Origin of the sequence: Thalassospira sp. CH_XMU1448-2 (genome assembly GCF_037027285.1) — a bacterium.
In the GTDB taxonomy this organism is placed as follows: Bacteria; Pseudomonadota; Alphaproteobacteria; order Rhodospirillales; family Thalassospiraceae; genus Thalassospira; species Thalassospira profundimaris_C.
In genome coordinates this window covers 1,317,785-1,342,228 of the sequence record NZ_JAYMEA010000001.1, presented here as the reverse complement: position 1 = coordinate 1,342,228, position 24,444 = coordinate 1,317,785, and the positions used below count along the sequence as shown (strand labels likewise).

The following is a 24,444-nucleotide window of genomic DNA, read 5'->3' as shown; positions in this document are numbered from 1 at the left end:
CCGAAGCATTTCGGGCACACACAGGCAAAGGGAAGGCTTGTGTGATCTTTAAGCTCTAAAGCGCGGAGAGGAAGAGCAAACAATGAGTACAATCAATTTTTCCGTTCCTGAAACGGAAGAAAACCTTAAGCCGAAGATCACCGTAATTGGTGTCGGCGGCGCCGGCGGCAACGCCGTTAACAATATGATCGCATCCGAACTCGAAGGATGTGACTTTGTTGTAGCCAACACCGATTCACAAGCCCTGACCCAAAGCAAAGCCACGCGCAAGATGCAGCTTGGCCGCAAGATTACCCAGGGTCTTGGTGCAGGCGCACGTCCCGATGCGGGCAGTGCCGCCGCCGAAGAATCCATCGAAGACATTCAGGCACAGCTTGAAGGCAGCCACATGGTATTCATCACCGCCGGTATGGGCGGTGGTACAGGTACCGGTGCCGCCCCGGTCATCGCACGTGCTGCCAAAGAGGCCGGCATCCTGACCGTTGGTGTTGTTACCAAGCCGTTCCATTTCGAAGGCACGCGCCGTATGCGTACCGCCGAACAGGGCATTGAACAGCTTCAGCAGTATGTTGATACCCTGATCATCATTCCGAACCAGAACCTGTTCCGGGTTGCGAATGAAAAAACCACCTTTGCAGATGCCTTCCAGATGGCTGACGACGTTCTGCGCAACGGTGTTCGTTCGATTACCGACCTTATGATGGTTCCGGGTCTTGTGAACCTCGACTTTGCTGATATTCGCACTGTGATGAGCGAGATGGGCAAAGCCATGATGGGTACCGGCGAAGCAACCGGCGAAAAACGCGCACTTGAAGCTGCCGAGGCTGCCATTGCAAATCCGCTTCTCGAAGATGCATCGATGAAGGGCGCACGTGCTGTCCTGATCAACATCACCGGCGGCATGGATATGGCTCTTTATGAAGTTGACGAAGCCGCGAACCGTATTCGCGAAGAAGTCGCTTCGGAAGCCAATATCATCTTTGGTTCGACCTTTGATCCGACCATCGAAGGCGCACTGCGCGTTTCTGTGGTAGCCACGGGCATCGACGCCGAAGAAGTACGCCGCCCGCAGCCGACCACCGTTTCCGTTGCCCAGCCCAAAGCAGCCCAGCCGATGGAAAAACCGGCCATGCCGTCCTTTGGTCAGCACGGCGCGGCAAATGCAGCCGCAAGCGTTGCTGAAACTACTTCCCCGGCAGCAACCGGCGACTATGCAGGTGGTGCATCAATTGATCACATTCCGGCAGAACGTTTTGCCGCAACCGGCAGCGCACAGCAGCCGGAACTGAGCCATCAGGCAGAAGCCCACGAAACCGGTTCCATTGAAATGGGCCAGACGGTTCTGAAACCGAAACCGGTTCTGCGTGCCAACAAGCCGATGGAAAAAGCCAACAGCAATGGCGACATGGCTTTCATTCCGCCGCGCGCTGTTTCACCGGGTGAAGCAGAACAGGTCAATCACAGCCCGGACGTATTCGAAGCGGCCGACGCTCAGAACGCAACATCGCCGCGTTCGGTCCTGAGCAGCCTGTTTGGCAAAAACAAAACCGTCAGGGAACCACACCAGCATGTGGAACCGAAAGTCTCGCAGCCGCAAGCACCGGCACCGCGTCAGACCGAGATGCCCCTTGGCGAAGACAGTGCATCTGTCATGAAGAAGGAGCCCGCTTCCCGGGGCAAGGCGCAGGGTGCGTCTGACGACCTTCTTGAAATTCCGGCCTTCCTTCGTCGTCAGGCAAACTGACGACGATCTCCGCGCGAAGAAAGGGAAGGCCCGGGGGCCTTCCCTTTTTTTATAGGTGGACAATTTCCACTGACGTCCGGGCGCGATGATTGTGAACAGAAATGTTTCACAAATCGGAAAATCAATATAACGTATTGTTTTATATTCATATTTTTTGAACTCGAATGATTTACAAAGCGTAACAAAGAGTGATTTGAGTGATTGTCACAACCTCTGTAGTGTCTGAAGCTAACGAAGTGAGGGTTCCGGCCCTGCAAACGACTTCGACCATGATTGATGACAACCTGACAAACCTGATTTGGGGGTTCCTGTGAACAACATTTCCGACCTTAGTTCTGCTTTCGCGCAGACAGGCGTTTCCGGTGACGATTATGTGCGTCAGCGCACATTGAAATCGTCCATCGGCTGTGCAGGCGTCGGACTGCATTCGGGTCACAAGATCCGGATCACATTGCACCCTGCCCCGGTAAATCATGGCATCGTATTTCGCCGCACGGATCTGGAAGACCAGCCGTTATTCCCGGCACGTTACGATGGCGTGATCGATACCCGTCTATGCACCTGCCTTGGCGATGCTTCCAAAGGCATCAAGATCGGAACCATCGAACATCTGATGGCCGCCCTTGCCGGATCGCGCATTGATAACGTCCTGATCGATATTGATGCCGACGAAGTACCGGTAATGGATGGCAGCTCCGCACCGTTCAATTTCCTGATCGATTGCGTTGGCATCGAAGAACAGAATGCCCCGCGTCAGGTCATCGAAGTCCTGAAACCGGTTGAAGTCGAATATAACGGCTGCACCGCACGTGTTGAGCCCGGCCACGGTTTTGAAATCGACTTTGAAATCGACTTTGCCAGCAAGGCGATTGCCAACCAGCGCATGAATGTCAAATTCGATGATGGCGTTTTCGTTGCCAATATCTCGCGTGCACGCACCTTTGGCTTCCTGCACGAAGTCGAAGCGATGCGTTCTGCGGGGCTGGCCCGTGGCGGTTCGCTCGACAATGCTGTTGTGCTGTCGGGCGACGAAGTCATGAACGAAGAAGGCCTGCGCTACGAAGACGAATTTGTGCGTCACAAGATTCTTGATGCGCTGGGCGATCTTTATACCGCTGGCTTGCAGCTTCAGGGCAAGGTAACCGCCTATAAGTCCGGTCACCATGTCAACAACCTGCTGCTTCAGGCATTGCTGGCAGACGAGACCGCCTATCAGGTTGTCCCGATGCCCAAAACCGCGCTGCACGGTGTTGCGGCCCCGGTTCTGGCGACCGCCTGATTTCGCCTTAAAGCATTGGCGACAGATACCAAATCAATCGTAAATGGCGCCCCAACGGGTCGCCATTTTTGTTTGGTCGGGCTAATTTCTGAACGCAGATCAACGCACATGACCGCAAGCACGCATAAAAGTCGTTATTTGGCGACACAACTACTTGCCCAACCACGCCCTTCACATGATATAGTCCGGCGGATTTTCTCGTGAGTGCGTCACAAAATTCAAGGATAGGTCCCAGTGCTTAGTACCGTTCGCGCCAAACAGATCATTGCAACTTGTGGCATGGCCATTCTGCTTGCTGCCTGCTCAAGCAATGAGGCACCGGAATATATCGAACGTCCGGTTTCCGAACTGTATAATGGTGCGCAGGACCTTCTTGATGCCAAGGAATATCAGAAGGCTGCAAAGGCGTTTGACGAAGTCGAACGCCAGCATCCCTATTCTGTCTGGGCGACCAAGGCGACCCTGATGTCGGCTTATTCGTACTATCAGGACAACAAATATGATGACGCCATCAACGCACTTGATCGCTTCATCTCGTTGCACCCGGCAAACCCCGATGTGCCCTATGCCTATTATCTCAAGGCATTGTCCTATTACGAACAGATTTCCGATGTCGGTCGCGATCAGCAGATGACCCAGCATGCGATGGATGCGCTTGATGATGTTATCCGTCGTTTCCCTGACAGCAAATATTCCCGCGACGCCAAGCTGAAAAAAGACCTGACGGTCGATCACCTTGCCGGCAAGGAAATGAGCGTCGGTCGCTATTATCAGGATCGCCAGGAATTTCTGGCTGCGATCAATCGCTTCAAATCGGTCATCGAAACCTATCAGACCACCACGCACGTACCCGAGGCACTGGCACGTTTGACCGAATGCTATCTTGCGCTGGGTCTTGAGGGTGAGGCAAAGCGTACCGCTGCTGTACTGGGCCATAACTTCCCGGGCAGTGAGTATTACAGCGAATCCTACGACCTTCTGGTTGGCGGTGACGGTACCGGCCCTGAGCGTACCGAAGAAAGCTGGTGGGACTCAGCAACCAAGTCGGTCTCTGATCTGTTCTGATCAAGGTTGCCTCAAACATCCGGCCAATATCAGGTTTTCTTGACATCCGGGGCAAAACACCAATAGAACAGAACAGGAACAAATTGTAATTAGGTCCTGTTTTAAAACCCTTTTGACCTGAACCCGCAAAATGGGAAACTTTGATCATGTGCGGGCTCTTGCAACACTTGCAAGGCGGGTCGGTATTGGGCACTCTGCAAGTCGAAAAGATGTTTGACCAAACTGTCTGCAGCCCCGTTAACAACATCAGTACCCAGAAATGCTTCGACGCCTCAGCATTCGGAATGTAGTCCTTATCGACAAGCTGGATCTTGATTTCCACGACGGGCTTAGCGTCCTGACGGGTGAAACCGGTGCCGGTAAATCCATTCTGCTTGATTCGCTGGGGCTTGCACTGGGTGCGCGCGCCGATAGCGGCCTTGTCCGCCATGGCTGTGACAAGTGCAGCGTGACAGCAACCTTTACCCTGCCTCAGGGACATCCGGTTTTCGGGCTTCTGGCCGATCAGGATATCGATCTTGAAAGTGAAGAACTGGTTGTCCGGCGTGTCGTGACTGCCGATGGGCGGTCGCGTGCCTATGTGAATGATCAGTCGGTTTCCGTTGGCCTGTTGCGCGATGTCGGCAATTACTGTGTGGAAATCCAGGGTCAATTTGATCAGCATGGGCTGCTTGATCCGACCACGCACCGCGCGACCCTTGATGCTCATGGCAATCTTGGCAATCTTGCTCTGACGGTGCGGGATCACTGGCGGGCCTGGCGCGAAACCCAGAAAGAACTGAACGCGGCGCGCACGCGCATCGACAAGGCGCGCGAAGAAGAAGAATGGCTGCGCCACGCCGTGGACGAACTTGAAAAGCTCGGCCCCGAAGAAGGCGAGGAAGAACGTCTTGCCGAAGAACGCCAGTTCCTGATGCATGGCGAAAAGCTGGTTGCCGCCCTTAACGATGCAGGCAATGAACTTTCGCGCGGCAAGGGTGCGGAAAGTGCCCTTCGCGGTGCGCAACGGTGCCTTGAACGCGAACTTGAAAAGGCCGATGGCCGGTTTGAACCGATCATCGAAGCACTTGATCGTGCCGCAATCGAACTTGAAGAAGCCAACCGGGCGATTTCAGCAACCCTTGCCGATCTCAATGTCGATACCGGCCATCAGGAAAATGTCGAGGAACGCTTGTTTGCCCTTCGAGCTGCGGCCCGCAAATATAACGTTCCTGTTGATGGGCTAAATGCCCTAATGAAAGATTTCAGATCACAGATCGACCAGCTTGAATTTGGCGAGAAGGAACTGTCGCGCCTGACGGCTGCGGTTGGTGAACATCGCAAGGCCTATATCGAGGCAGGCCAGAAATTGCATGCTGCACGCCGCGAAGCCGCGGCCAAACTTGATGGCGCGATTAATGACGAATTGCCGCCCCTTCGCATGGAAAAGGCGCGCTTTGTCACCGACATCGAAGAACTCGATGAAAACGAATGGGGCATTGATGGCATTGACCGGGTCCAGTTCACCGTGGCCACCAACCCCGGAAGCCCGCCCGGCGCGCTAAACAAGATCGCATCGGGTGGCGAACTTTCCCGTTTCCTGCTGGCGCTTAAGGTCGTGCTGGCCCGCGTTTCGGCTGTGCCCAGTCTTGTCTTTGACGAAGTCGATAGCGGTGTTGGCGGTGCAACCGCGGCCGCCATCGGGCAGCGCCTGCATCTGTTGGCACAGGAACGCCAGATTCTGGTTATCACCCATAGCCCGCAGGTAGCTGCACGCGGTCGCACACATTTCTATATTGCCAAGCGCGAAACTGAGGGCACCATGGTCACCCGCGTTGATGCGCTGGTCGACGGTGCCCGGCGTGAGGAAATTGCCCGCATGCTTGCCGGACATTCCGTCACCGCCGAGGCACGCGCTGCTGCCGACAGCCTGCTGGAACAACCCAATTAAAACCCGGCATCAAATGCCGAACCCACTTTGAATACGGAACAAAAAGAATATGAACGCCGAGCATGCGTCAAACACGTCCAGCCTTCCGGAAATGCCCGCCACCAGTACCGAGGCGCGCAAGCAACATGCCGAAATTTCCGAACGCATTCGTTCCTTTAACGAAGCCTATTACGTTAATGACGAACCGCTGGTCCCCGATGCTGAATATGACGCGCTGTTCAATCGCCTGATCGAACTGGAATCGCACTATCCGACGCTTAAGAAAAACAGCCCGACACAGGAAGTCGGTGCCGCCCCGGCTGACGGCTTTGCCAAGGTAAGGCATGCGCGCCCGATGCTGTCGCTTGGCAATGCGTTTTCGCGCGAAGACATTGTTGATTTCCTTGCCCGTATTCGTCGTTTCCTGAACCTGACTGCGCACAGCCCGGTCGAGGTTGTGGGTGAACCAAAGATTGACGGTTTGTCGCTTTCACTGCGTTACGAGGGCCGCAAACTGGTCACCGCCGCCACCCGTGGCGACGGATCGGAGGGCGAAGACGTTACCGCCAATGTCGCCCATATTGATGACATCCCCAAAACCCTGCCCGACGATGCGCCCGATGTGGTCGAAATCCGCGGCGAGGTTTACATGGCCCGTTCGGCCTTCCAGAAATTGAACGAAACACAGGCCGAAACCGGGGGCAAAACATTTGCCAATCCGCGCAATGCAGCGGCCGGATCGCTTCGTCAGCTTGACCCGTCAATCAGTGCCAAACGCCCGCTTCGCTTCTTTGCCTACAGCTTTGGCGAGCTGTCAGAAAGCCTTGCCCAGACCCAGTGGGATTTCCTTCAGAAAGTCGATGGCTGGGGCTTTGTGATTAACCCACTGACGCGTTTGTTAAATGATGCCGATGACATCATGACGTTTTATGAGGAACTCGGTAAACAGCGCCCGGACCTTGATTACGACATAGATGGCATTGTTTATAAGGTCAATGATTTCGAACTCCAGCTGCGTCTTGGTTTCGTCAGCCGGTCACCACGCTGGGCAATTGCCCACAAATTCCCGGCCGAAAAGGCCCGCACACGCCTGAATGCCATTGATATCCAGGTTGGTCGCACCGGCGCACTGACCCCGGTCGCCCGTCTTGAACCGGTCACGGTTGGTGGCGTTGTCGTATCCAACGCCACGCTTCATAACCGCGACGAGATCGAACGCCTTGGCGTTCGGGTTGGCGATATGGTCGTTATTCAGCGCGCTGGCGATGTCATTCCGCAGGTGGTTGAAGTCATTTTGGACGAACGCCCGGAAGGCACCGTTGACTATGCCTTTCCCGATACCTGCCCCAAATGTGGCAGCCACGCCATGCGCGAAGAAGGCGAAGCCGTTACGCGCTGCACCGGTGGTCTTATTTGCCCGGCACAGGCGGTCGAACGCCTCAAACATTTCGTGTCACGCAATGCCTTTGATATCGACGGCATGGGTGCGAAAAATATCGAAAGCTTCTTTGAACTGGGGTGGGTGAAGTCGCCAGGTGATATCTTCCGGCTTGAAACCGACCATGGGGACGCCATCAGAAAGCTTGAAGGTTGGGGGGATAAATCGGCAGCCAAGCTGTTTGAAGGCATCAATGAACGCAAGACCATCGGGCTTGACCGGTTTATCTATGCGCTGGGCATTCGCCAGATCGGACAGGCAACGGCCAAGCTTCTTGCGCGCCACTATGGATCGGTTGCCGAATGGCGCAGTGCTATGATTGCGGCCAATCAGGCCGATAGCGATGCCCTTCGTGAACTGATCAATATAGACCAGATCGGGCCGGGTGTGGCCAAGGACCTGATTGAATTCATGGCCGAGGACCATAACCTTGCCGTTCTGGACGATCTGCAGGCCCAGCTTGACATCACCGATGTCGAAGCTCCCAGTGTCTCTGACAGCCCGGTAAGTGGCAAGACGGTTGTCTTCACCGGCAAGCTTGAGCTGTTTTCACGCAACGAGGCCAAGGTCAAAGCCGAAAGCCTTGGGGCGAAAGTAGCGGGTTCGGTTTCAGCAAAAACCGATTATCTTGTTGCGGGACCGGGTGCCGGATCCAAATTAAAGAAAGCAGAAGAATTAGGTGTTACTGTTCTTGATGAACAAGGATGGCTTGATCTGATTGCCACCGAATGACGCGGACCATGACCGAAGGGATGCCTGCCGATGGAAGATCTAGGAAGTTTTTTTCACCGCTATGTCGATGCGCATCTCAAGCTCGAAGAAGACGCGCTTGATGAGTTTTATCACTTCCCCTGCCTGATCAACGATCTGTCCGGCGTCCATGCAATTGCAAAGACGGATGATTTGCACAAATATCATCAGTCTTTCTTTGAAGAGCTCAAGAACGCCGATCTGGCCATGGCAAAATCGATGGTGATCGAACAGCATTCCGCCCTTCCGGGCGGGGCGCGGGCAATTGTGTCCTTCCGCTTTGGCAATTCGGAAAACAATCTGATCTTTGATTGCGACTATGCCTTTGCCCTTCTCAAACAGGAAGAAAAGTGGAAAGTCGTCTTCGCCCAGCTTGATGAAATCCGCTATAGCGACCTGTATTGAGGTCCTTGATGCCCTTTGCCGGAAGACGTCCGATCCTTCCAGTCCTGGTGCTTATCCTGATCCTTGCACCCATGCTTGCCAAGGCCGATCCCGATTATGAAACCCTGTCGGGGCCGGCACGGGCCATTGATGCCGATACGCTTGAGTTCGGGTTCAAGCGCATTGATCTTTGGGGCGCGGATGCGATGAACCGTTTTCAGAAATGCATGGTGAATGGTCAAAGCACGGCCTGCGGGGCCGAAGCGTGGCAAGTCACCACCAATCTTCTGGTTGCGACACCGATCGCCTGCGAAGTGCGGGGCAAGAACCGCTATCACCGCAATATGGCGGTATGCCGAAATGCCAATGGTGTCGATATTGGTCAAAGCCTGATTGCGCGTGGCATGGCCGTCGCACGCCCGGACCAGATGCCCGAATATGTCCTAATCGAAGACCGCGCCAAACAGGGGAAAACCGGTATCTGGGTCGGACAGTTCATCGATCCGTTGAAATGGCGACGGGGCGAACGTCTGCCCGAACATGAAACTGAAGTGCGCCGCTGGCAGCGCGACAACTGATACCCCCCGTCCCGTCAGTCAGGTTTCAGGACTTGGCGTTCGATGCAAATGGCCGCGCCAGCAACCGCCCTAACCCTGCCAGACTGACACTGTTTTTCAACGATGCGACGCCAAGTGTCACAACCGCAAAACCGATCATCTGTGGAAGCGTCAGTATTTCACCCAGAAACAGCCACGCTGCAAAGAAGGTCATAGCAGGACCTGACAGCGATATCAGTGACGCCTGTGTCGCCCCGATCCGGCGGATACCCTCATAAAGCAGGAAGAACGGGATCACCGTACAAAAGATCGAAATCCCTGCCGTCCACAGAACCCCGTTAACATTAAGATTCAATGGCTTTTGCACGACCAGCTCATAAAGAACCATCGACATACCGGCCATCGTGTTGATCAGGGCAGCAAAATGCATCGATCCGATGGTTTTGATCATGCTCTGTCCGAAATAAAGATACAGGGCATACGTCAGCGCCGATCCGAACGCCCATGCAGCCCCGTACCACAAGCTGCCTGACACCATGTCAAACCCGTCGGGTGCCAGAACCAGCATCAGCCCGCCATAGGTCACGACAAAGCAGATCACCTGACGTATTGGCGGGAACCGGCCCTTGTGGATTGCTTCAAGGATCATCACCACAGCCGGGAAGGTAAACAGGACAATCCGCGATACCGTCACATCAATCAGCGAAACCGCTGTAAAATCAAACAAAGCGGCAAGAAAGAACAGCCCGCCATACAAACCACCCCATACCAGATCGACCGGTTTCATTTTCCGATCACCCGGCCGGTTCTTGCCAAACATCAAGACGCCCAGCCAAAAGAACGGCATCGCGATCAGAAATCGCAACAACAACAATCCGTCAACCGTCATGCCAGTCGCATAGACGAACTTCGCCAGCAACCCCTTCATGGCAAGTGCGAGGGTCGCCAGCAACACAATCGTCAGGGCCGAGCCAACCGGCTTTTCTGTGCCTTGTACCTTTGGCGCGGGGGCGTTTGATGGTTCAGCCGTCGCGGGTGATGCAGCAGCGTCGGCCTGGGGCTGTGATGTCATGATGGTCTCTGGTCCTCTCCTGCGCAGCATAGTCACCCGCCAGCTGTCATTATTCAAATCGAATTAATTGCTATCAGATATCAGCTTTGGCTATATCTTGGAGTATCACATCGACTTTGCCGCAATCAGGATTGTCTTTTATGGACATCAAACAGCTCAGAAGTTTCGTTCATATTGCCGAACTTGGCAGCCTGTCGCGCGCAGCAGAACGGCTCAACCTGTCACAGCCCGCACTCAGTCGGCAATTAAACCTGCTGGAAGAAACGCTTGAGACCAAACTTCTCGATCGTACCGGCCGGGGCGTAAAACTGACCGAGGCAGGACAGATGCTGGCCGAACGTGCGCGCGTCATTCTGGCTGATCTTGCCCGTCTCGAAGCCGATCTGACCGCACGCAGCAGCAAAGTCACCGGTCATGTTCATGTTGGTGTACCGCCAAGTGCGGGCATTGTGATTACCGGTGCGCTGATCGAACGCCTGCGCGCGCATTTTCCTGATCTCAATATTTCGGTCGCTGAAGACCTCACCGGCGATGTGCAGGAAGGCTTGCTGTCGGGACGTCTTGATATCGGGATTTTGCATGACGGCATGATTTCACGCAGTCTGCATGCTGAACCATTATGGCGAGAAGATCTGTTTCTGATTTCTCATCCGACACAAGTCGGCGAGCAGGAAACCGAGATCGCCTATGAAGATGTCTTGTCCCTGCCCCTGATCATGCCGACAAACCGGCACGGGTTGCGCGCCAAGATGGAAGAAGCAGCCTTTCGCGCCGGTCGCCCCCTGACCCCGGTGGTAGAGGCAGACGCATTGCGTGTACTTGTTGATCTGGTCCATCGCAATGTCGGACATACAGTCTTGCCAAGAAGCTCGTTGGTTATGGAGCTGTCAACAGGACGCCTCAAGGCACGCCGCGTTGTCAGCCCGCAACTTTCACGTACGGTCATGCTGTCATGGCTTCATGACAGACCTCTTAGTGCCGGGGGCAAAGCAGTTGTTGATACCCTGCGTGATCTGGCCGGCACAATGCCAATGGCAGAAAAATAACCTGTGCCCACCGGATAAAACAAAACCCCGACTGAATTAACGGTCAGGGTTTCGTCTGTTTACATGTTTCGTCCAAAAAAATCAGACCGGAGCCTTGCTGTCTGAGGACTTCTGCCAAAGGTTCAGTCCGCCATCGGCTGCATATTTGTCGATTTCGGCCAGTTCATCTGCACTGAATTCAAGGTTATTAAGTGCATCTAGGCTGTTATCAAGCTGCTGAACATGACGTGCACCAATCAGCGCCGAGGTGATTTCCGGGCGGCGCAACACCCATGCAATCGCCATCTGGGCCAAGGTCTGGCCGCGGCGTTCGGCAATGGCGTTCAGCGCACGAACGCGATCAAGATTTTCTTCGGTCAGCATGCCCTTCTGGAACGAACCTTCAAGGGCAGCACGAGATTCCGAAGGAACCCCGTTCAGATACTTGCTGGTCAACAGCCCCTGAGCCAACGGCGAGAAAGCAATACAGCCCATACCAAGATCAGACAGGGTATCGAGCAAGCCCCCCTCGACCCAGCGGTTCATCATCGAATAGGACGGCTGATGAATGACACAGGGCGTACCAAGATCCTTGAGGATGGCGTGTGCCTCGCGGGTCATTTCCGGTGAATAGGACGAAATACCAACATAAAGCGCCTTGCCCGATCGCACAATCTGATCAAGTGCCCCCATGGTTTCCGCAAGTGGTGTGTTGGGGTCAACACGATGGGAATAGAAGATATCGACATAATCCAGCCCCATGCGCTGAAGGCTCTGGTCAAGGCTGGAAATCAGGTATTTACGTGAACCCCATTCGCCGAACGGCCCCGGCCACATCCGATAGCCGGCCTTGGTCGAAATGATCAGTTCATCACGATGTTTTTTCAGATCCTGGCTCAGAACCTTGCCAAAGTTTTCTTCGGCCGATCCCGGAGGCGGGCCATAGTTATTGGCCAGATCAAAGTGAAACACACCACGATCAAAGGCCCGGCGGACCATGGCGCGCTGGGTCTCATAGACATCCACACCACCAAAATTCTGCCAAAGGCCAAGAGTGATTTTCGGCAGCATCAGGCCGCTATTGCCACAGCGTGTCCAGGTCTCATCGTCATAGCGGTTGGGGTTTGCCATCCACTGCGCTTCGACTTCAGCCATGTCTTCCTCCTGTTATCAGAGGCGGTTTCATATTCCGCCTTTTTGAATCGATCCAATACCTATTCTTTAAGGCATTCCGGTTCGCTTGTCAGTGCACTAAACATCAAAAAGCCGCCCCGAAGAACGGGACGGCTTGTCTTTTTCACATCATGGCAAAGACCGCACCGCTCACGCGACTTTCTTTTTGATCGGCGCGGTTGCGTTTTGCAGCCATTCGCGATGATCGTCATCCAGATCGTCGGCATACATGGCGTAAACCTGCGCGTGGTAATCGTTAAGCCACTGCAGTTCGTCTGTTGTCATCAATTCTGGATCAATCAGTTTGCGTTCAATCGGCGAGAAGGTAAGTGTTTCAAAACCAAGCATCTTGCGATCTGCACCAATCGGCGCATCGATTTCGCACACAGCAATCAGGTTTTCGATACGGATGCCATACTCGCCTTCTTTATAGAAACCCGGCTCGTTTGAAAGAACCATGCCCGGTTTCAGGGCAATCGTATTGGCCGCCTTGGAAATACGCTGGGGCCCTTCATGCACACCAAGATAACTGCCAACGCCATGCCCGGTACCGTGATCGAAATCAAGCCCGGCTTCCCATAGCGGCATGCGCGCAAGGGTATCAAGCTGCTGTCCGGTGGTGCCAACCGGGAAGATCGCACGCGCGAGCGCAATATGCCCCTTCAGAACGCGGGTAAAGCGATCACGATGTTCCTGGGTCGGTTCACCGACAATAGTGGTACGTGTGATGTCGGTCGTGCCGTCAAGATATTGCCCACCCGAGTCAATCAGGAAGATTTCACCCGGCGTCAGTTTGCGGTTGCTCTCCGGCGTATTGCGATAATGGCAAAGCGCTCCGTTAGGACCACTGCCCGGAATGGTTTCAAAGCTTGAATCACGGAACAACGGATCTTCTGCACGCAGCGAAAGCAACTTGTCCGCAGCTTCGCGTTCGTCAATGCCGCCATCAATTGCGGTTTCATCAAGCCACTTGAAATAACGGATGATTTTTTCGCCATCGCGCTTGTGGGCTTTACGCGAACCTTCAAGTTCTACCTCGTTCTTGCAGGCTTTGGGCAGGGCGACCGGGTCGCGCCCGACACGCACCGTCGCACCAGCCTCGGCAAGCTGCATGCGAAGCCAGTCACCTGCTGTTGCCTCGTCGAGACGAACTGACTGATTGCCCATTGCCTTAAGGGCATCGGCCAATTCGCCCGGCGCCCGAACGGTTGCTTCATCGCGCAGCCATGCAACAGTTTCACTGGCAAGCTTGCGTTCATCCATGAACAACTCAACCGAAGCATCGCCATTAATGATCGCATAACCAAGCGCAAGCGGAGTTTGCGGCACATCGGCCCCACGAATGTTCAAAAGCCAGGCAATGCTGTCAGGCGCAGACAGGATTGCGCTGTCACAAGACAGGCGCGACAAAAGACCTGCGATCTGGGCGCGTTTATCCGCACTTGATTTCCCTGCATATTCCAAAGGATGCGGGCGGACCGGGCCAAGTGGCATGGCAGGCTGATCACGCCAGAGCACATCAATCGGATTGGTGTCAATCGCAATCAGTTCTGCACCGACACCTTCGCAGGCCGTCCGCAAATGGTTTGCCTGCTGCACGGTATGAAGCCACGGATCATAGGCCAGTTTCTGACCGGATTTCAGATTGTCATGCAGCCAGCCGACCACCGGCTCATCGACCAGATGACGATATTCAAACAAATCACGATCGACCTGCTGGCGGACCTGAATGGTGTAACGCCCGTCAACAAATACGGCAGCCTTGTCTGCCAGAACCACCGCGGCCCCCGCCGATCCGGTAAAGCCGGTCAACCATGCCAGACGTTCGGCACGGGCGGGAACATTTTCACCCTGATGTTCGTCTGCGCGCGGAACGATGAAACCATCGACACCCTTGACCGCAAGATATTTGCGAAGTGCTGCAATACGCTCAGCCGGATTAAAATCGGCCTTGGCGGTTTTGAACAATCCTTTACGCTGATCGCGCAGGGCAAACAACACGGCCTTGAGTTCTTCACTCGGGCGCGCGCAAATCAGATCAATCCAGTCGGTTCGCGTGTCACCATCGGCGGCCGCAAGCACGCCATCAATCAGGGCAATGACAGCGTTAACATCCTTATCGACATTATCGCGTTCCAGAAGGGTCGCGAGTTGGGCATCACCGGGATTGGTCATAAACGTCCTCGTTTTCTTGTGTGGGGCAGATGGAACCAGGGTCAGAACCCTATGTAAGGGTTATTGCCGATTACGCGCAAGCAGCAAAGATATTTTGCATATTTTATAAAATCACCCCTTAAATCGGAAAATCAGGTTCTCCACATGCGTCACAGGTATGAATGCGTTGCAAGCTTCGCAATGCAAATTAGTCAAAGATTAACTTATTACATCTCCGTGACAAAAAGATGGCCCGTCGGGACGTCAATTTGCAGGAGACCATGAACGGTGATCCGTTTTCCTATTACTGCCCTAAGTGTTGTGCAATCGCGTCGTCGTCAGACGGCCTATGATGGCCTAGAGCGCCTGACCCTTGGTCGCAAAGCCGCGCTCGGTCTTGATACAGGCCCTGCCCATCTGGCAGACGATGATACGGACCGGTCCCCAACCGGTTCCGAAGACACCAAGGACAAGGAATAAAGGATCAGTCCCGCCCGGAATGGTTGGATGCCAATGGCGAAGCGCAGGATCACGGTTCATGATCCTTGCGGTCTTTTTTGTCTTTTCCCTCTGAGACGGCCCTGCTCCTCCACAGCAGGGCCGTTTCTTTTTGACCAATTCCGTTGATCCACACCATAGTAGCCTCAAAGCGTCACATCGCCCTGGGAGGAACCATGCCAAGAACAATTCTGATTACCGGCGGATCACGTGGGATCGGTCGTGCAACTGCTGTCCTTTTTGCACGTCAAGGCTGGAATGTTGCCCTCAGTTTTGTTGGCAATCAGCAAAGCGCTGATGAAACCTGTGCTTTGTGTGAACGCGCCGGGATCACAGGCAATGCCTTTGCGCGCAAATGCGATGTCCGCGACGAAACCAGTGTTGTGAATTTCTTTAATTCCGCCCGCGAACGTTTCGGGTCAATCGACGGGGTTATCAATAATGCCGGGATTGTCGCCCCCAAAAGCGCGCTTGCCGACATGGATATCGAACGTATGAAGAATGTGTTCGACACCAACGTTCTCGGCGCCTATCTGGTTGCCCGCGAAGCAGCCCGCACCCTGCAATCCGGCGGTTCGCTCGTCAATGTCTCGTCGATAGCCGCCAAGCTCGGCTCGCTAGGCGAGTATGTTGATTACGCCGGTTCAAAGGGGGCAATTGATACCCTGACCATCGGCCTTGCCAGGGAACTCGGCCCCAAAGGCATCCGCGTCAACGCCGTTCGCCCCGGTATCATCAATACAGAAATCCACGCCAGTGGCGGACGACCGGAACGGGTTGCCGAACTTGGCCCCGCCTGTCCATTGGGACGTCCGGGCGAGGCCGATGAAGTCGCGCAAAGCATCTATTGGCTGACTTCAGATTCTGCATCCTATGTCACCGGATCAATCATTGATGTTTCAGGTGGCCGCTAGGATTCTGCTCAAAGCTGGTCGAACTGATGGGCCTCATCACTATTGCGCTCCGTGGAAGCCTTGTCCTTGCGACAGGTTGCCGCCAAGGCATCATGAAGTTCGACCACATCAACGGGCTTTGCGAGAATACAGTCAACATCAAGCGCCTTGTACGCAGAGATAATCTCGTCTGACGCATAGCCTGTCATGACAACAACCGGAATATCACTGCCATTTGCACGCAATGCTTCGACCAGTTTGACACCGGTCACGCCCGGCATTGTCTGATCGGTCAGAAGCCCGTCAAACCTTGCATCCGGCGCCGTGATGGCCGCAATGGCATCATCTCCGTTGTGGAAAGTCTCAACACTATAACCGATCCGCTCGAGCATCCTTGAACAGAGCTTGAGGTTCTTTTCCTCGTCATCAACAACGGCCAGATGTCCACTGGCACGGGTTATCTCGCTGCGCAAGGTGTGCTCACCATTTTCATCTGTGCGACCAAGCTCCGGCAACAAAATAGAGAAACGTGTTCCCTGCCCCAAACGGCTATAGACCGTAATCTCGCCCTTGTGACCGGCAATGATCCCGTGAACCGTCGAAAGGCCAAGTCCCGTTCCCTTGCCCGGTTCCTTGGTCGTAAAGAACGGATCAAAGATTTTCTTTGCCGTTTCCGGGTCCATGCCGGTTCCGTTATCAATCACGGAGATCCGGATATAAGGCCCCGGCGCCAGAAGCGGATGCATTTCGGCACTGTCGTCGGTCAGTTCAAATGGTCCGGCTTCAATCCGTATTTCACCCTGTTCGCCAACGGCGTGATAGGCGTTGGTGATCAGGTTCATCAAACACTGGTCAAGCTGGGTGGCATTGCCCAGAACGGATTTTGTTTCCGGAGCAATTCTGGTGACCAGCGACACACTTGAGGGCAAGGACCCCCGCGCAAACCTTACAGCGCCCTTGATCATCGTCGTAACATCAATCGGGGATCTTGCTGTTTCGGAATTACGGCTAAAGGACAGGATTTGCTGAACGAGATCACGGGCACGTTTGGCCCCGTCCCGAATTTCTGTCACATCATCACGCAAGGGCGAATCTTCCGGCAAATCACTATAAAGCAATTCGGCGTAGCCACTTATCGGCTGCAGTATATTGTTGAAGTCATGGGCAATACCACCGGCCAGAACCCCGATTGTCTCCATGCGTTGTGAATGTCGAAGCTGTTGTTCGAGCTTTTCACGTTTGCGATCAGACAACATGCGCTGCAATTCGGCCGATGCACGTGATGCAAAAACACCGACAATCGACCGTGCCAATTCCGGATCGGTCAGAGGCTTGTCTGAAACGGTCACGACCACACCGATTGGCTGACCGGAACTATCATAAAGAGCAGCCCCTACATAACCGGCAACCATGATTTCAGTGACAGGGGGAACATCGGGCATGACTTCCCTGAAGTTATCTTCGCAGACAAAAACGCCGTCTTTGATCACCCTCTCGCAGGCGGATCCCTCGAATTCGAAATCAAGTCCGCCAATGTTCCGGTCGGGGGAATAATAGGCGACTGATTTGACCCGTCCACCGGTGACTTCCGCGACATGGCAATAGGCCATGCCGAGCGTCTCACACAGTACTTTGGTCAGATTATCGAAGAAACCCGATCCGATCTGATAACGTACACCGCGATAAATGGATTCCAGCGTTTCCTGATAGCGTTCGCGTTCAGTGACATCGAGTGCGAAGCTCGCAATGCAATCAAGCTGACCGTTTGAATCAAAGATCGGGCTTTCATACCATTCGCAAATGATCCTGCCGCCATCCCGCCGAAGGTTGGTGAACCGGTTGTTCACGCTGCTTCTTGTCTGCATGAGTTTGTCGACCAGCGCCCCTAGCCGATGGCGTTCGTTTGCCGGCACCAGCATTTCAAGCCGCCGCCCGACCAGCTCACCTGCGGCATAGCCGAACATCTGGCATGCCGTTTCATTGACTTCGATAATGGTTCGGTCAGGTTTCCAGTAAAACACACCGATCTTTCCATTATCAAAATGCGCACGCAATCTGCGCTGATTGGCTTCAAGGTCACTTTTGGCCCGTTCAAGATCGGATCTGTACCGAATGCGTTCGGTCACATCCCGGCCACTGATACGGATCCCCATATTCGATCCGTCAATATCGACAATCGGTTGCCATGACAGGGCAATACCAACTCTTTGACCGTTTTTGTGCAATCCGGTGAATTCCTGGTCACTGCCAGAGAGTCCCGAAAGCCCTTCTTCGATATAATGGTGCACCCGATCACGATCTTCCGGCGCGACAAAGGGCAGCGGATAATCTTCAATATTCATGCACTCGGCAACGCTATAACCCAGAACACGTTCAATTGCCGGATTGACCCAAAGGAGCTTGCCGTCAGACGAGATCCAGCTTTCCCAGTCATATGTGTAATTCGCCACAGCCTCGAAGCGACGACGCGAGAAGTTCAGTTCTTCATCGGCTTCCATTAACGACTTGATCCCGGTCGCAGCAGCAAGCAACCCACCCGCCATATGAGCAAAAACAATCTCGTCAGAGCGCCATGGACGTGGCCGCCCGATCGTTTCAAAGCACAAAACACCCATCCGCCCGGAAACCGACATCAGTGGCACATCCAGCATCGCGCCGATGTTCAACGGACGCAGATACTGCTCGGAGAATTCGGATGTTCTGGGATCTTCCATCGCGTTTTCAGCATCTATCGCCTGCCCGGTTTCGAGGGCAGCGAAATAACGCGGCAAATCCTTGCGACGCAGTTCAAGACCATCATGTGTCGCCCCGGGATTGGTAACGTCATACAAGCCGACACAGGCAACATCACCATCATCGTTCTGCAACCAAAGACTTGCCCGTTCACAATTCAGAAGTTCGGCAAAACGTTGCAAGGTCGGTCGGAAAGAAACATCCTCGATCCGGTCCAGTGACGAGAAATAGCTTGCGACTTCGCCCGCGCTGACCCGAATTTGTTCGAGAAACTTTTTCCCCGACACCACTTCATTCTGCGATCGCAGCTGATCAACACTGAGCTGCAGCAATGCCTGACGCATCCAGATCACGCCAACGACAATCGAGGAACTCATCCAGGCATACCCAAACAGCGCCGACACCCAGACCGGCAATGTATGGGGAACAGTACCAGCATCGGGAACCAGAAACGCATCGAGCCCGTAAACACGCATGGTCCCGATCGCCATGATGGTGGCAAAACAGAAAAGCGCATATCGCAACGTCGCGCCAAACGGATGGAACACAGCCACCGTCGTAGTCGAGACAATCATCAATGCCATGCCGCTGGCTGGCGAAAACATAACGATATAAAGCAAAGAAAGTGCCGTCATCGTCGTGATGATGACAAGGGCCTTTGTCCTGACTTCAAGCCTGCGCCGTACGACCAGACACGCAACGACCGCCAGAAATACTACAATCTGGATCAGCTCGACCGCCCAGAACTGCTGGCTTGCCTCACGCAGGGAGGAGGCAAGCAGAGCAGGAAAACCGCCAATTGCCATCACCAGAAGCATGAAGTCGGCAATGCGATTGCGGGTTCGGTGCAAAATAACGTCTACGCTCTGGCGCATGGTCTGGACGTCTCCTGGTTTACACCAACTGATCTGGCATGCTGTTAAAAATGCTTTCAAAACGGCTGTGATGCTCGAAAAACAGTCCAAGCAGCGTAGGATCAAACATTTCCGGTACTGTGCGACCATCACCCCTTGTGATGATGTCGACAGCTTCAAGATGACTAAAGGGTGGCTTGTACCGTCGAGAACTGCGCAGCGCATCATAGACATCGGCAAGCGACACAATGCGGGCAACAACCGGAATTTCCTTGCCCGACAATCCGGTGCAATACCCCGTGCCTTCCCATTTTTCATGATGGTGGCGGGCAATGATCGCGGCCTGTTCCAAAATCGGATTGTCTGATGAACTCAGCATCGCATAACCGATTTCCGTGTGACGTTTCATCACGGCAAATTCGCTGTCGGTTAACGGGCCTTCCTTAAGCAACACCTCGTCTGGCACCCCGACCTTGCCGATATCATGCAGAATACCCGCCAGCCGAATGATCCGCTGGGTCTGCTGATCAAGTCCGGACATCTCGGCCAGCAGTTGTGAATAAAGACCGACGCGAACGCAATGTTCTGCTGTTTCGATATCTCGATATTGCGAAATCAGGCTCAGACGATCGACCATTTCCTGTTCGGCACCACCGAGCTTGCGGGTGATGTCATCAAGCGTCTTTGACTGGCTGACATTTTCAAGTTCAAGTTTGCGGATACGTTCACGTTCCCGATCCCGCTCGGACAAACGGTTCTGTGCAGCCTCAATCGCCTCTTCCAGATCGGCCCGTTCAACAGGTTTATCAAGGAACTCGCGTACGCCCATACGCATCGCGCTTACCGCATCGGCCTTTTCACCGTCACCCGTCAAAAGAATGAACTCGAAATCGCGTTTGAACTCACCTGTCGCGCGCCGGATCAATTCGAGTCCGCCACATTCCGGCATCCTCAGATCCGAGATCACAAGTCGGAGTGATGCATCGTGACGAAGCTGATCAAGCGCTTCAATTCCGTTTGCCGCAACCACAACGGAAAAGCCTGCGCGCTCGAGGATGCGGGCAAGAAGTTTACGGATGACCGGTTCATCATCGACAATCAGAACACGATGTTCAGTTTCCGGCATGCACACCCCCTGATTGATTTCGGTATTTTCTAACAGCTCACAAATGAATTTACTATACTTCGGTATGGCATTTCTTCGATTAAAACACTCCCCATACGAGGAGTGTCTCTATACGAACCGCTCAAAACGCACCTAACCTGTTAGAAAATCAGAACATATAAATACAAAGATATAGATGGGACATTTGGGGGACCGATAGCACTTATCCTTTTTGCGGACGGGACAACAGTCACCGGAACGAATCCTGTGAACAGGTACCGGTCATAAACAAAGTGATCGCAAAAACAAAAAAATGGCCGCCCACAAGGGCAGCCATTTCGATGTTCGAATATCCTGTGAACCCGCGGCAAGCACAATGCCGGGATGTTCAGCCTAGCCGACCAGAAGTGTCGTCCAGTTTTCAACCTTGAACCGCTTGATCAGCGACAAGCCGACTTCACGATAGGCAGACAGAACAAACTGTTCCTGATGCGACAGAAGCCCCGAAAGAACGACAACGCCGTCTTCAGACAGGGTATGGGCCAGATCATGGGCCATCGCACGCAGCGGCCGGGCAAGAATATTGGCGCAGATGATGTCGTAGTAACCCGCATCACGCACACGCGTATCCTGAAAACCGTTGGAATGGATTGCCGTCACCAGATCGGCAATCTTGTTGAGCTTGGCATTTTCCTGTGCCACGCGGACCGACGCGGCATCAATATCGGCCATCATGACCGTGCTACGCCACGTTTTGGCACAGGCCATCCCGAGAATGCCCGAACCGCAACCCATATCAAGCGCATTATAGCGCGGACCAAGCTTGGCCACCCAGTCAATCGCAGCAAGGCACCCTTTGGTCGTCTGATGCTCACCGGATCCGAATGCCAGACCGGCATCAACCTGAAGACCGAGCTTCGCCACCGGAAGGTCTTCTTCCCAGTGCGAACCATGAACAAAGAAACGCCCGACCGAGATGGGCTTGAAGCTGCGCAGATTTTCGCTAACCCAGTCCTTGGGCTCATATCTTCCGAAAGTGACAACCGGCGCTTCAATGCCAACCGCAGATGCAATGATCGACACCGCCGTTTCAATACCGGCCTTGTCAAACTGCTCGCCAGCAAAGCCTTCAACTTTCCAGGGCGCGCTCGGATCACCGGGACGTTCAAAATGCGAAAGCGCATCGCAATATTCATAAAGCGCTTCGGCAAAGGCTTCGGCATATGCGCCATCAACTTCAAACTGGAAGTTATAGCAAAGAACGGGTTCGGTCATATCGCTTCTCGCTTGTCGGGGCTGCTTGCGGTTGCCGCCCGGTTAGTTCGGTATTCTGTGAATATTTGCACCGGGGCTTACCCCGGCAGAATGAAGCTGTCGACCACTTTCTTTGTGCCAACACCCTCAAAATGAATTTCCAGCTTGTTGCCATCCACCGCACGAACCGTTCCCGGTCCGAACTTCCGGTGACGCACTGCATCACCAACCTTGTATTTCGATGACTTAGAATTGGTCGAATAGCTTGTTTCACCATCCGGCTTAACATCTATCACGTTCTTGCGCACGCGATCCTGCCATCCACTCGATGCAAATTTTCGCTCCGAAGCACCCGAGACCGGATTGCGGTTGGCAGAATTGTCGCTTGCCCAGCTTGGCATCTTCATCCAGTCGTCAGCACCCCACGCACCGGGCGAATGATTGCCACCATGCCCGCCAAGACCGGTATCACTGATCCGTTCGATATGCTCGTCAGGCAATTCATCGACAAAACGCGATGGCAGGGCCGATTGCCACTGATTGTAAATGCGCCGATTGGCGGCATAGGAAACGGTTGCACGTTTACGTGCACGCGTGATCCCCACATAGGCCAGCCGGCGTTCTTCCTCGAGCCCCTTGACCCCGCTTTCGTCCATCGCACGCTGATGGGGGAAAACGCCCTCTTCCCAGCCGGGCAGGAAAACATAATCGAACTCAAGCCCCTTGGCGGCATGCAGGGTCATGATCGTGACTTTTTCCTGCGCGTCATTCTGTTCGTTTTCCATGACCAGCGAGACATGCTCAAGGAAACTGGTCAGGTTTTCGAATTCGCCAACTGCTGAAACAAGTTCCTTGAGGTTTTCCAGACGGCCGGGCGCATCAATCTCCTTGGATGTGCGCCACATATCGGTATAGCCGCTTTCATCAAGGACAGTTTCAATCACCTCGACATGTGAACTTCCTGCCAGCATTTCACGCCAGCGTTTGAAATCGCCCAGAAGCCCGCCGATTGCCTGACGCATCTTGGGTTTGAGTTCTTCGGTATCAATCAGATCACGCGCCGCCGCAGGCAGCGATATTGCCTGATCACGGGAATATTGATGCAGGGTCTGAAGCGTTGCCTTGCCAACACCGCGCTTGGGCACATTCACAATGCGCTCAAAGGCAAGGCTGTCATCGGGTTGGGCAACAATCCGGATATAAGCCAGTGCGTCACGGATTTCCTGACGCTCGTAAAAACGCGGACCGCCAATAACGCGATAGGGAATGCCAAGCGTGATCAGACGTTCTTCAAATTCGCGGGTCTGGAAACCGGCACGAACCAGAATGGCCATCTGCGATGCCCCGATGCCCTTTGCTTGCAGGGCTTCAATATCTTCCCCCACAAGACGAGCTTCGGCTTCGCCATCCCACACACCTTTGACAAAGACCTTTTCGCCGGTGTCGATTTCAGTCCAAAGCTGTTTACCAAGACGACCATCGTTAAAGGTAATCAGTTTGGAAGCGGCGGCCAGAATATGCGGGGTCGAGCGATAATTCTGCTCAAGACGCACCACCTTGGCACCGGGGAAATCGGATTCAAAACGCAGGATGTTGCCAACCTCGGCCCCGCGCCAGCTATAGATCGCCTGATCATCATCACCGACACAGCAGATGTTGCGATGAACCATCGCCATCGCGCGCAGCCAAAGGTACTGGGCAACGTTGGTATCCTGATATTCATCAACCAGAATATAGCGGAACGTATTCTGATACTGTTTCAGAACTTCGGGATGTTGCTGGAACAGCGTCAGGCAATGCAGCAGCAAGTCACCAAAGTCACAGGCATTCAGGACCTTGAGACGTTCCTGATAAAGCCTGTAAAGATGCTTTGCGCCGCCATTGGCAAATTCAACGCTTTCATTGACCCGTTCCGGTGTAAGGCCCTTGTCCTTCCAGCGCTGAATGATCCCCATCAGCTGCTTGGCCGGCCATTTTTTCGGATCTATCTGTTCGGCATCCATGATCTGCTTAAGCAGACGGACCTGATCGTCGCTATCAAGGATCGTGAAGTTTGATTGCAGCCCGATCAGCTCGGCATGACGGCGTAACAAACGTGCCGACAATGAATGGAAAGTCCCCAGCCACCATCCCTCGACCGGACGACCAAGGGCCTGGGCCACACGTTCCTGCATTTCCTTTGCCGCGCGATTGGTAAAGGTCACGGCAAGGATTTGCTGGGGATGCAGACGTTCAGTCTGGGCCTTGGTTTCAAGCAAGTGCGCCAGTCGCGTAGTCAGAACCCGGGTTTTCCCGGTTCCGGCACCGGCCAATACCAGCAACGGCCCATCCAGCGTTTCCACTGCATCGCGCTGCTCGACATTCAGATTGTCGAGATATGCCGGAGCCGGTGCATCACCAAGACGCATTTCCGGGCTGGCAGCGAATTCATCAATTTCGAAGGGATCATCCATCATGGCGGCATATATATCACGCTGTGTTCCAAGGACCAGCCTTGCATCCGATGCGGCCGGTATTTTTTATATTCTGCAACAAAACAGGAACATCGACCAACTGT

At 54.1% G+C, this 24,444-nt stretch carries 17 protein-coding genes; 10 read left to right on the top strand and 7 right to left on the bottom strand.

Going from position 1 to position 24,444, the window contains the following annotated elements; translation table 11 throughout:
- Window positions 1-82: 82 nt before the first annotated feature.
- The 7 genes from ftsZ to WA318_RS06005 all read left to right on the top strand — a co-directional run bounded on the left by ftsZ (window position 83) and on the right by WA318_RS06005 (window position 9,147).
- The gene (gene ftsZ / locus WA318_RS06035) at window positions 83-1,744 is read left to right on the top strand and encodes a cell division protein FtsZ (protein ID WP_114099575.1); all 1,662 of its coding nucleotides are present in this window, start codon (window positions 83-85) and stop codon (window positions 1,742-1,744) included.
- A gap of 310 nt (window positions 1,745-2,054) precedes the next feature.
- On the top strand, window positions 2,055-3,023 hold the full coding sequence (gene lpxC, locus WA318_RS06030; protein WP_336080287.1) for a UDP-3-O-acyl-N-acetylglucosamine deacetylase: 969 nt from the start codon (window positions 2,055-2,057) through the stop codon (window positions 3,021-3,023).
- A gap of 279 nt (window positions 3,024-3,302) precedes the next feature.
- Window positions 3,303-4,088 carry an outer membrane protein assembly factor BamD gene (locus tag WA318_RS06025; RefSeq protein WP_404969467.1) on the top strand — a complete coding sequence of 262 codons (786 nt, stop codon included), beginning with the start codon at window positions 3,303-3,305 and terminating at the stop codon, window positions 4,086-4,088.
- A gap of 259 nt (window positions 4,089-4,347) precedes the next feature.
- The gene (recN, locus tag WA318_RS06020; protein ID WP_336080286.1) at window positions 4,348-6,018 is read left to right on the top strand and encodes a DNA repair protein RecN; all 1,671 of its coding nucleotides are present in this window, start codon (window positions 4,348-4,350) and stop codon (window positions 6,016-6,018) included.
- Between the two features lie 49 nt (window positions 6,019-6,067).
- Window positions 6,068-8,167 (top strand): NAD-dependent DNA ligase LigA, encoded by a 2,100-nt coding sequence (gene ligA / locus WA318_RS06015; RefSeq protein WP_336080285.1) that lies wholly within the window; start codon window positions 6,068-6,070, stop codon window positions 8,165-8,167.
- A 30-nt stretch (window positions 8,168-8,197) separates the two neighbouring features.
- Window positions 8,198-8,590: a hypothetical protein gene (locus WA318_RS06010; protein ID WP_114099580.1), complete on the top strand. Its 393-nt coding sequence runs from the start codon at window positions 8,198-8,200 to the stop codon at window positions 8,588-8,590.
- A gap of 8 nt (window positions 8,591-8,598) precedes the next feature.
- Window positions 8,599-9,147, top strand: a complete 549-nt coding sequence (locus WA318_RS06005; protein WP_336080284.1) for a thermonuclease family protein — start codon at window positions 8,599-8,601, stop codon at window positions 9,145-9,147.
- 25 nt (window positions 9,148-9,172) lie between these two features.
- Here the strand turns inward: WA318_RS06005 and WA318_RS06000 are convergent, their stop codons facing one another.
- Window positions 9,173-10,198, bottom strand: coding sequence for a DMT family transporter (locus WA318_RS06000; protein ID WP_336080283.1), 1,026 nt, complete (start codon window positions 10,196-10,198; stop codon window positions 9,173-9,175).
- Between the two features lie 140 nt (window positions 10,199-10,338).
- Here WA318_RS06000 and WA318_RS05995 point away from each other — a divergent pair, with 140 nt between their 5' ends.
- A complete protein-coding gene (locus WA318_RS05995; RefSeq protein ID WP_114099583.1) occupies window positions 10,339-11,244 on the top strand; it encodes a LysR family transcriptional regulator in 906 nt (301 codons plus the stop codon).
- An 81-nt stretch (window positions 11,245-11,325) separates the two neighbouring features.
- Here WA318_RS05995 and mgrA read toward each other — a convergent pair whose 3' ends face one another.
- Both mgrA and WA318_RS05985 read right to left on the bottom strand, forming a co-directional pair.
- Window positions 11,326-12,378 (bottom strand): L-glyceraldehyde 3-phosphate reductase, encoded by a 1,053-nt coding sequence (gene mgrA / locus WA318_RS05990; protein ID WP_336080282.1) that lies wholly within the window; start codon window positions 12,376-12,378, stop codon window positions 11,326-11,328.
- A gap of 168 nt (window positions 12,379-12,546) precedes the next feature.
- On the bottom strand, window positions 12,547-14,571 hold the full coding sequence (locus tag WA318_RS05985; RefSeq protein ID WP_336080281.1) for an aminopeptidase P family protein: 2,025 nt from the start codon (window positions 14,569-14,571) through the stop codon (window positions 12,547-12,549).
- A gap of 267 nt (window positions 14,572-14,838) precedes the next feature.
- Between WA318_RS05985 and WA318_RS05980 the strand changes: the two genes are divergently transcribed.
- Together WA318_RS05980 and WA318_RS05975 are read left to right on the top strand one after the other, a co-directional pair.
- Complete coding sequence (locus WA318_RS05980; RefSeq protein ID WP_147252051.1) at window positions 14,839-15,030, top strand: hypothetical protein; 192 nt, start codon at window positions 14,839-14,841, stop codon at window positions 15,028-15,030.
- Window positions 15,031-15,224: 194 nt separating this feature from the next.
- Window positions 15,225-15,962 carry an SDR family oxidoreductase gene (locus tag WA318_RS05975; RefSeq protein ID WP_336080280.1) on the top strand — a complete coding sequence of 246 codons (738 nt, stop codon included), beginning with the start codon at window positions 15,225-15,227 and terminating at the stop codon, window positions 15,960-15,962.
- Between the two features lie 8 nt (window positions 15,963-15,970).
- Here WA318_RS05975 and WA318_RS05970 read toward each other — a convergent pair whose 3' ends face one another.
- The 4 genes from WA318_RS05970 to WA318_RS05955 form a co-directional block, all read right to left on the bottom strand.
- On the bottom strand, window positions 15,971-19,549 hold the full coding sequence (locus WA318_RS05970; protein WP_336080279.1) for a PAS domain S-box protein: 3,579 nt from the start codon (window positions 19,547-19,549) through the stop codon (window positions 15,971-15,973).
- A 19-nt stretch (window positions 19,550-19,568) separates the two neighbouring features.
- On the bottom strand, window positions 19,569-20,654 hold the full coding sequence (locus tag WA318_RS05965) for an HD domain-containing phosphohydrolase (protein ID WP_114099589.1): 1,086 nt from the start codon (window positions 20,652-20,654) through the stop codon (window positions 19,569-19,571).
- Between the two features lie 372 nt (window positions 20,655-21,026).
- A complete protein-coding gene (locus tag WA318_RS05960; RefSeq protein WP_336080278.1) occupies window positions 21,027-21,908 on the bottom strand; it encodes a 50S ribosomal protein L11 methyltransferase in 882 nt (293 codons plus the stop codon).
- 77 nt (window positions 21,909-21,985) lie between these two features.
- A complete protein-coding gene (locus tag WA318_RS05955) occupies window positions 21,986-24,340 on the bottom strand; it encodes an ATP-dependent helicase (RefSeq protein ID WP_336080440.1) in 2,355 nt (784 codons plus the stop codon).
- Window positions 24,341-24,444 lie beyond the last annotated feature (104 nt).

Coding starts and splice junctions, on each gene's coding strand:
- ligA (WP_336080285.1), top strand. CDS start 6,068: ATGAACGCCGAGCATGCGTCAAACACGTCCAGCCTTCCGGAAATGCCC.
- mgrA (WP_336080282.1), bottom strand. CDS start 12,378: ATGGCTGAAGTCGAAGCGCAGTGGATGGCAAACCCCAACCGCTATGAC.
- WA318_RS06025 (WP_404969467.1), top strand. CDS start 3,303: ATGGCCATTCTGCTTGCTGCCTGCTCAAGCAATGAGGCACCGGAATAT.
- recN (WP_336080286.1), top strand. CDS start 4,348: ATGCTTCGACGCCTCAGCATTCGGAATGTAGTCCTTATCGACAAGCTG.
- WA318_RS05975 (WP_336080280.1), top strand. CDS start 15,225: ATGCCAAGAACAATTCTGATTACCGGCGGATCACGTGGGATCGGTCGT.
- WA318_RS05970 (WP_336080279.1), bottom strand. CDS start 19,549: ATGCGCCAGAGCGTAGACGTTATTTTGCACCGAACCCGCAATCGCATT.
- WA318_RS05995 (WP_114099583.1), top strand. CDS start 10,339: ATGGACATCAAACAGCTCAGAAGTTTCGTTCATATTGCCGAACTTGGC.
- ftsZ (WP_114099575.1), top strand. CDS start 83: ATGAGTACAATCAATTTTTCCGTTCCTGAAACGGAAGAAAACCTTAAG.
- WA318_RS05965 (WP_114099589.1), bottom strand. CDS start 20,654: ATGCCGGAAACTGAACATCGTGTTCTGATTGTCGATGATGAACCGGTC.
- WA318_RS06005 (WP_336080284.1), top strand. CDS start 8,599: ATGCCCTTTGCCGGAAGACGTCCGATCCTTCCAGTCCTGGTGCTTATC.
- WA318_RS06010 (WP_114099580.1), top strand. CDS start 8,198: ATGGAAGATCTAGGAAGTTTTTTTCACCGCTATGTCGATGCGCATCTC.
- WA318_RS06000 (WP_336080283.1), bottom strand. CDS start 10,198: ATGACATCACAGCCCCAGGCCGACGCTGCTGCATCACCCGCGACGGCT.
- WA318_RS05985 (WP_336080281.1), bottom strand. CDS start 14,571: ATGACCAATCCCGGTGATGCCCAACTCGCGACCCTTCTGGAACGCGAT.
- WA318_RS05960 (WP_336080278.1), bottom strand. CDS start 21,908: ATGACCGAACCCGTTCTTTGCTATAACTTCCAGTTTGAAGTTGATGGC.
- WA318_RS05955 (WP_336080440.1), bottom strand. CDS start 24,340: ATGGATGATCCCTTCGAAATTGATGAATTCGCTGCCAGCCCGGAAATG.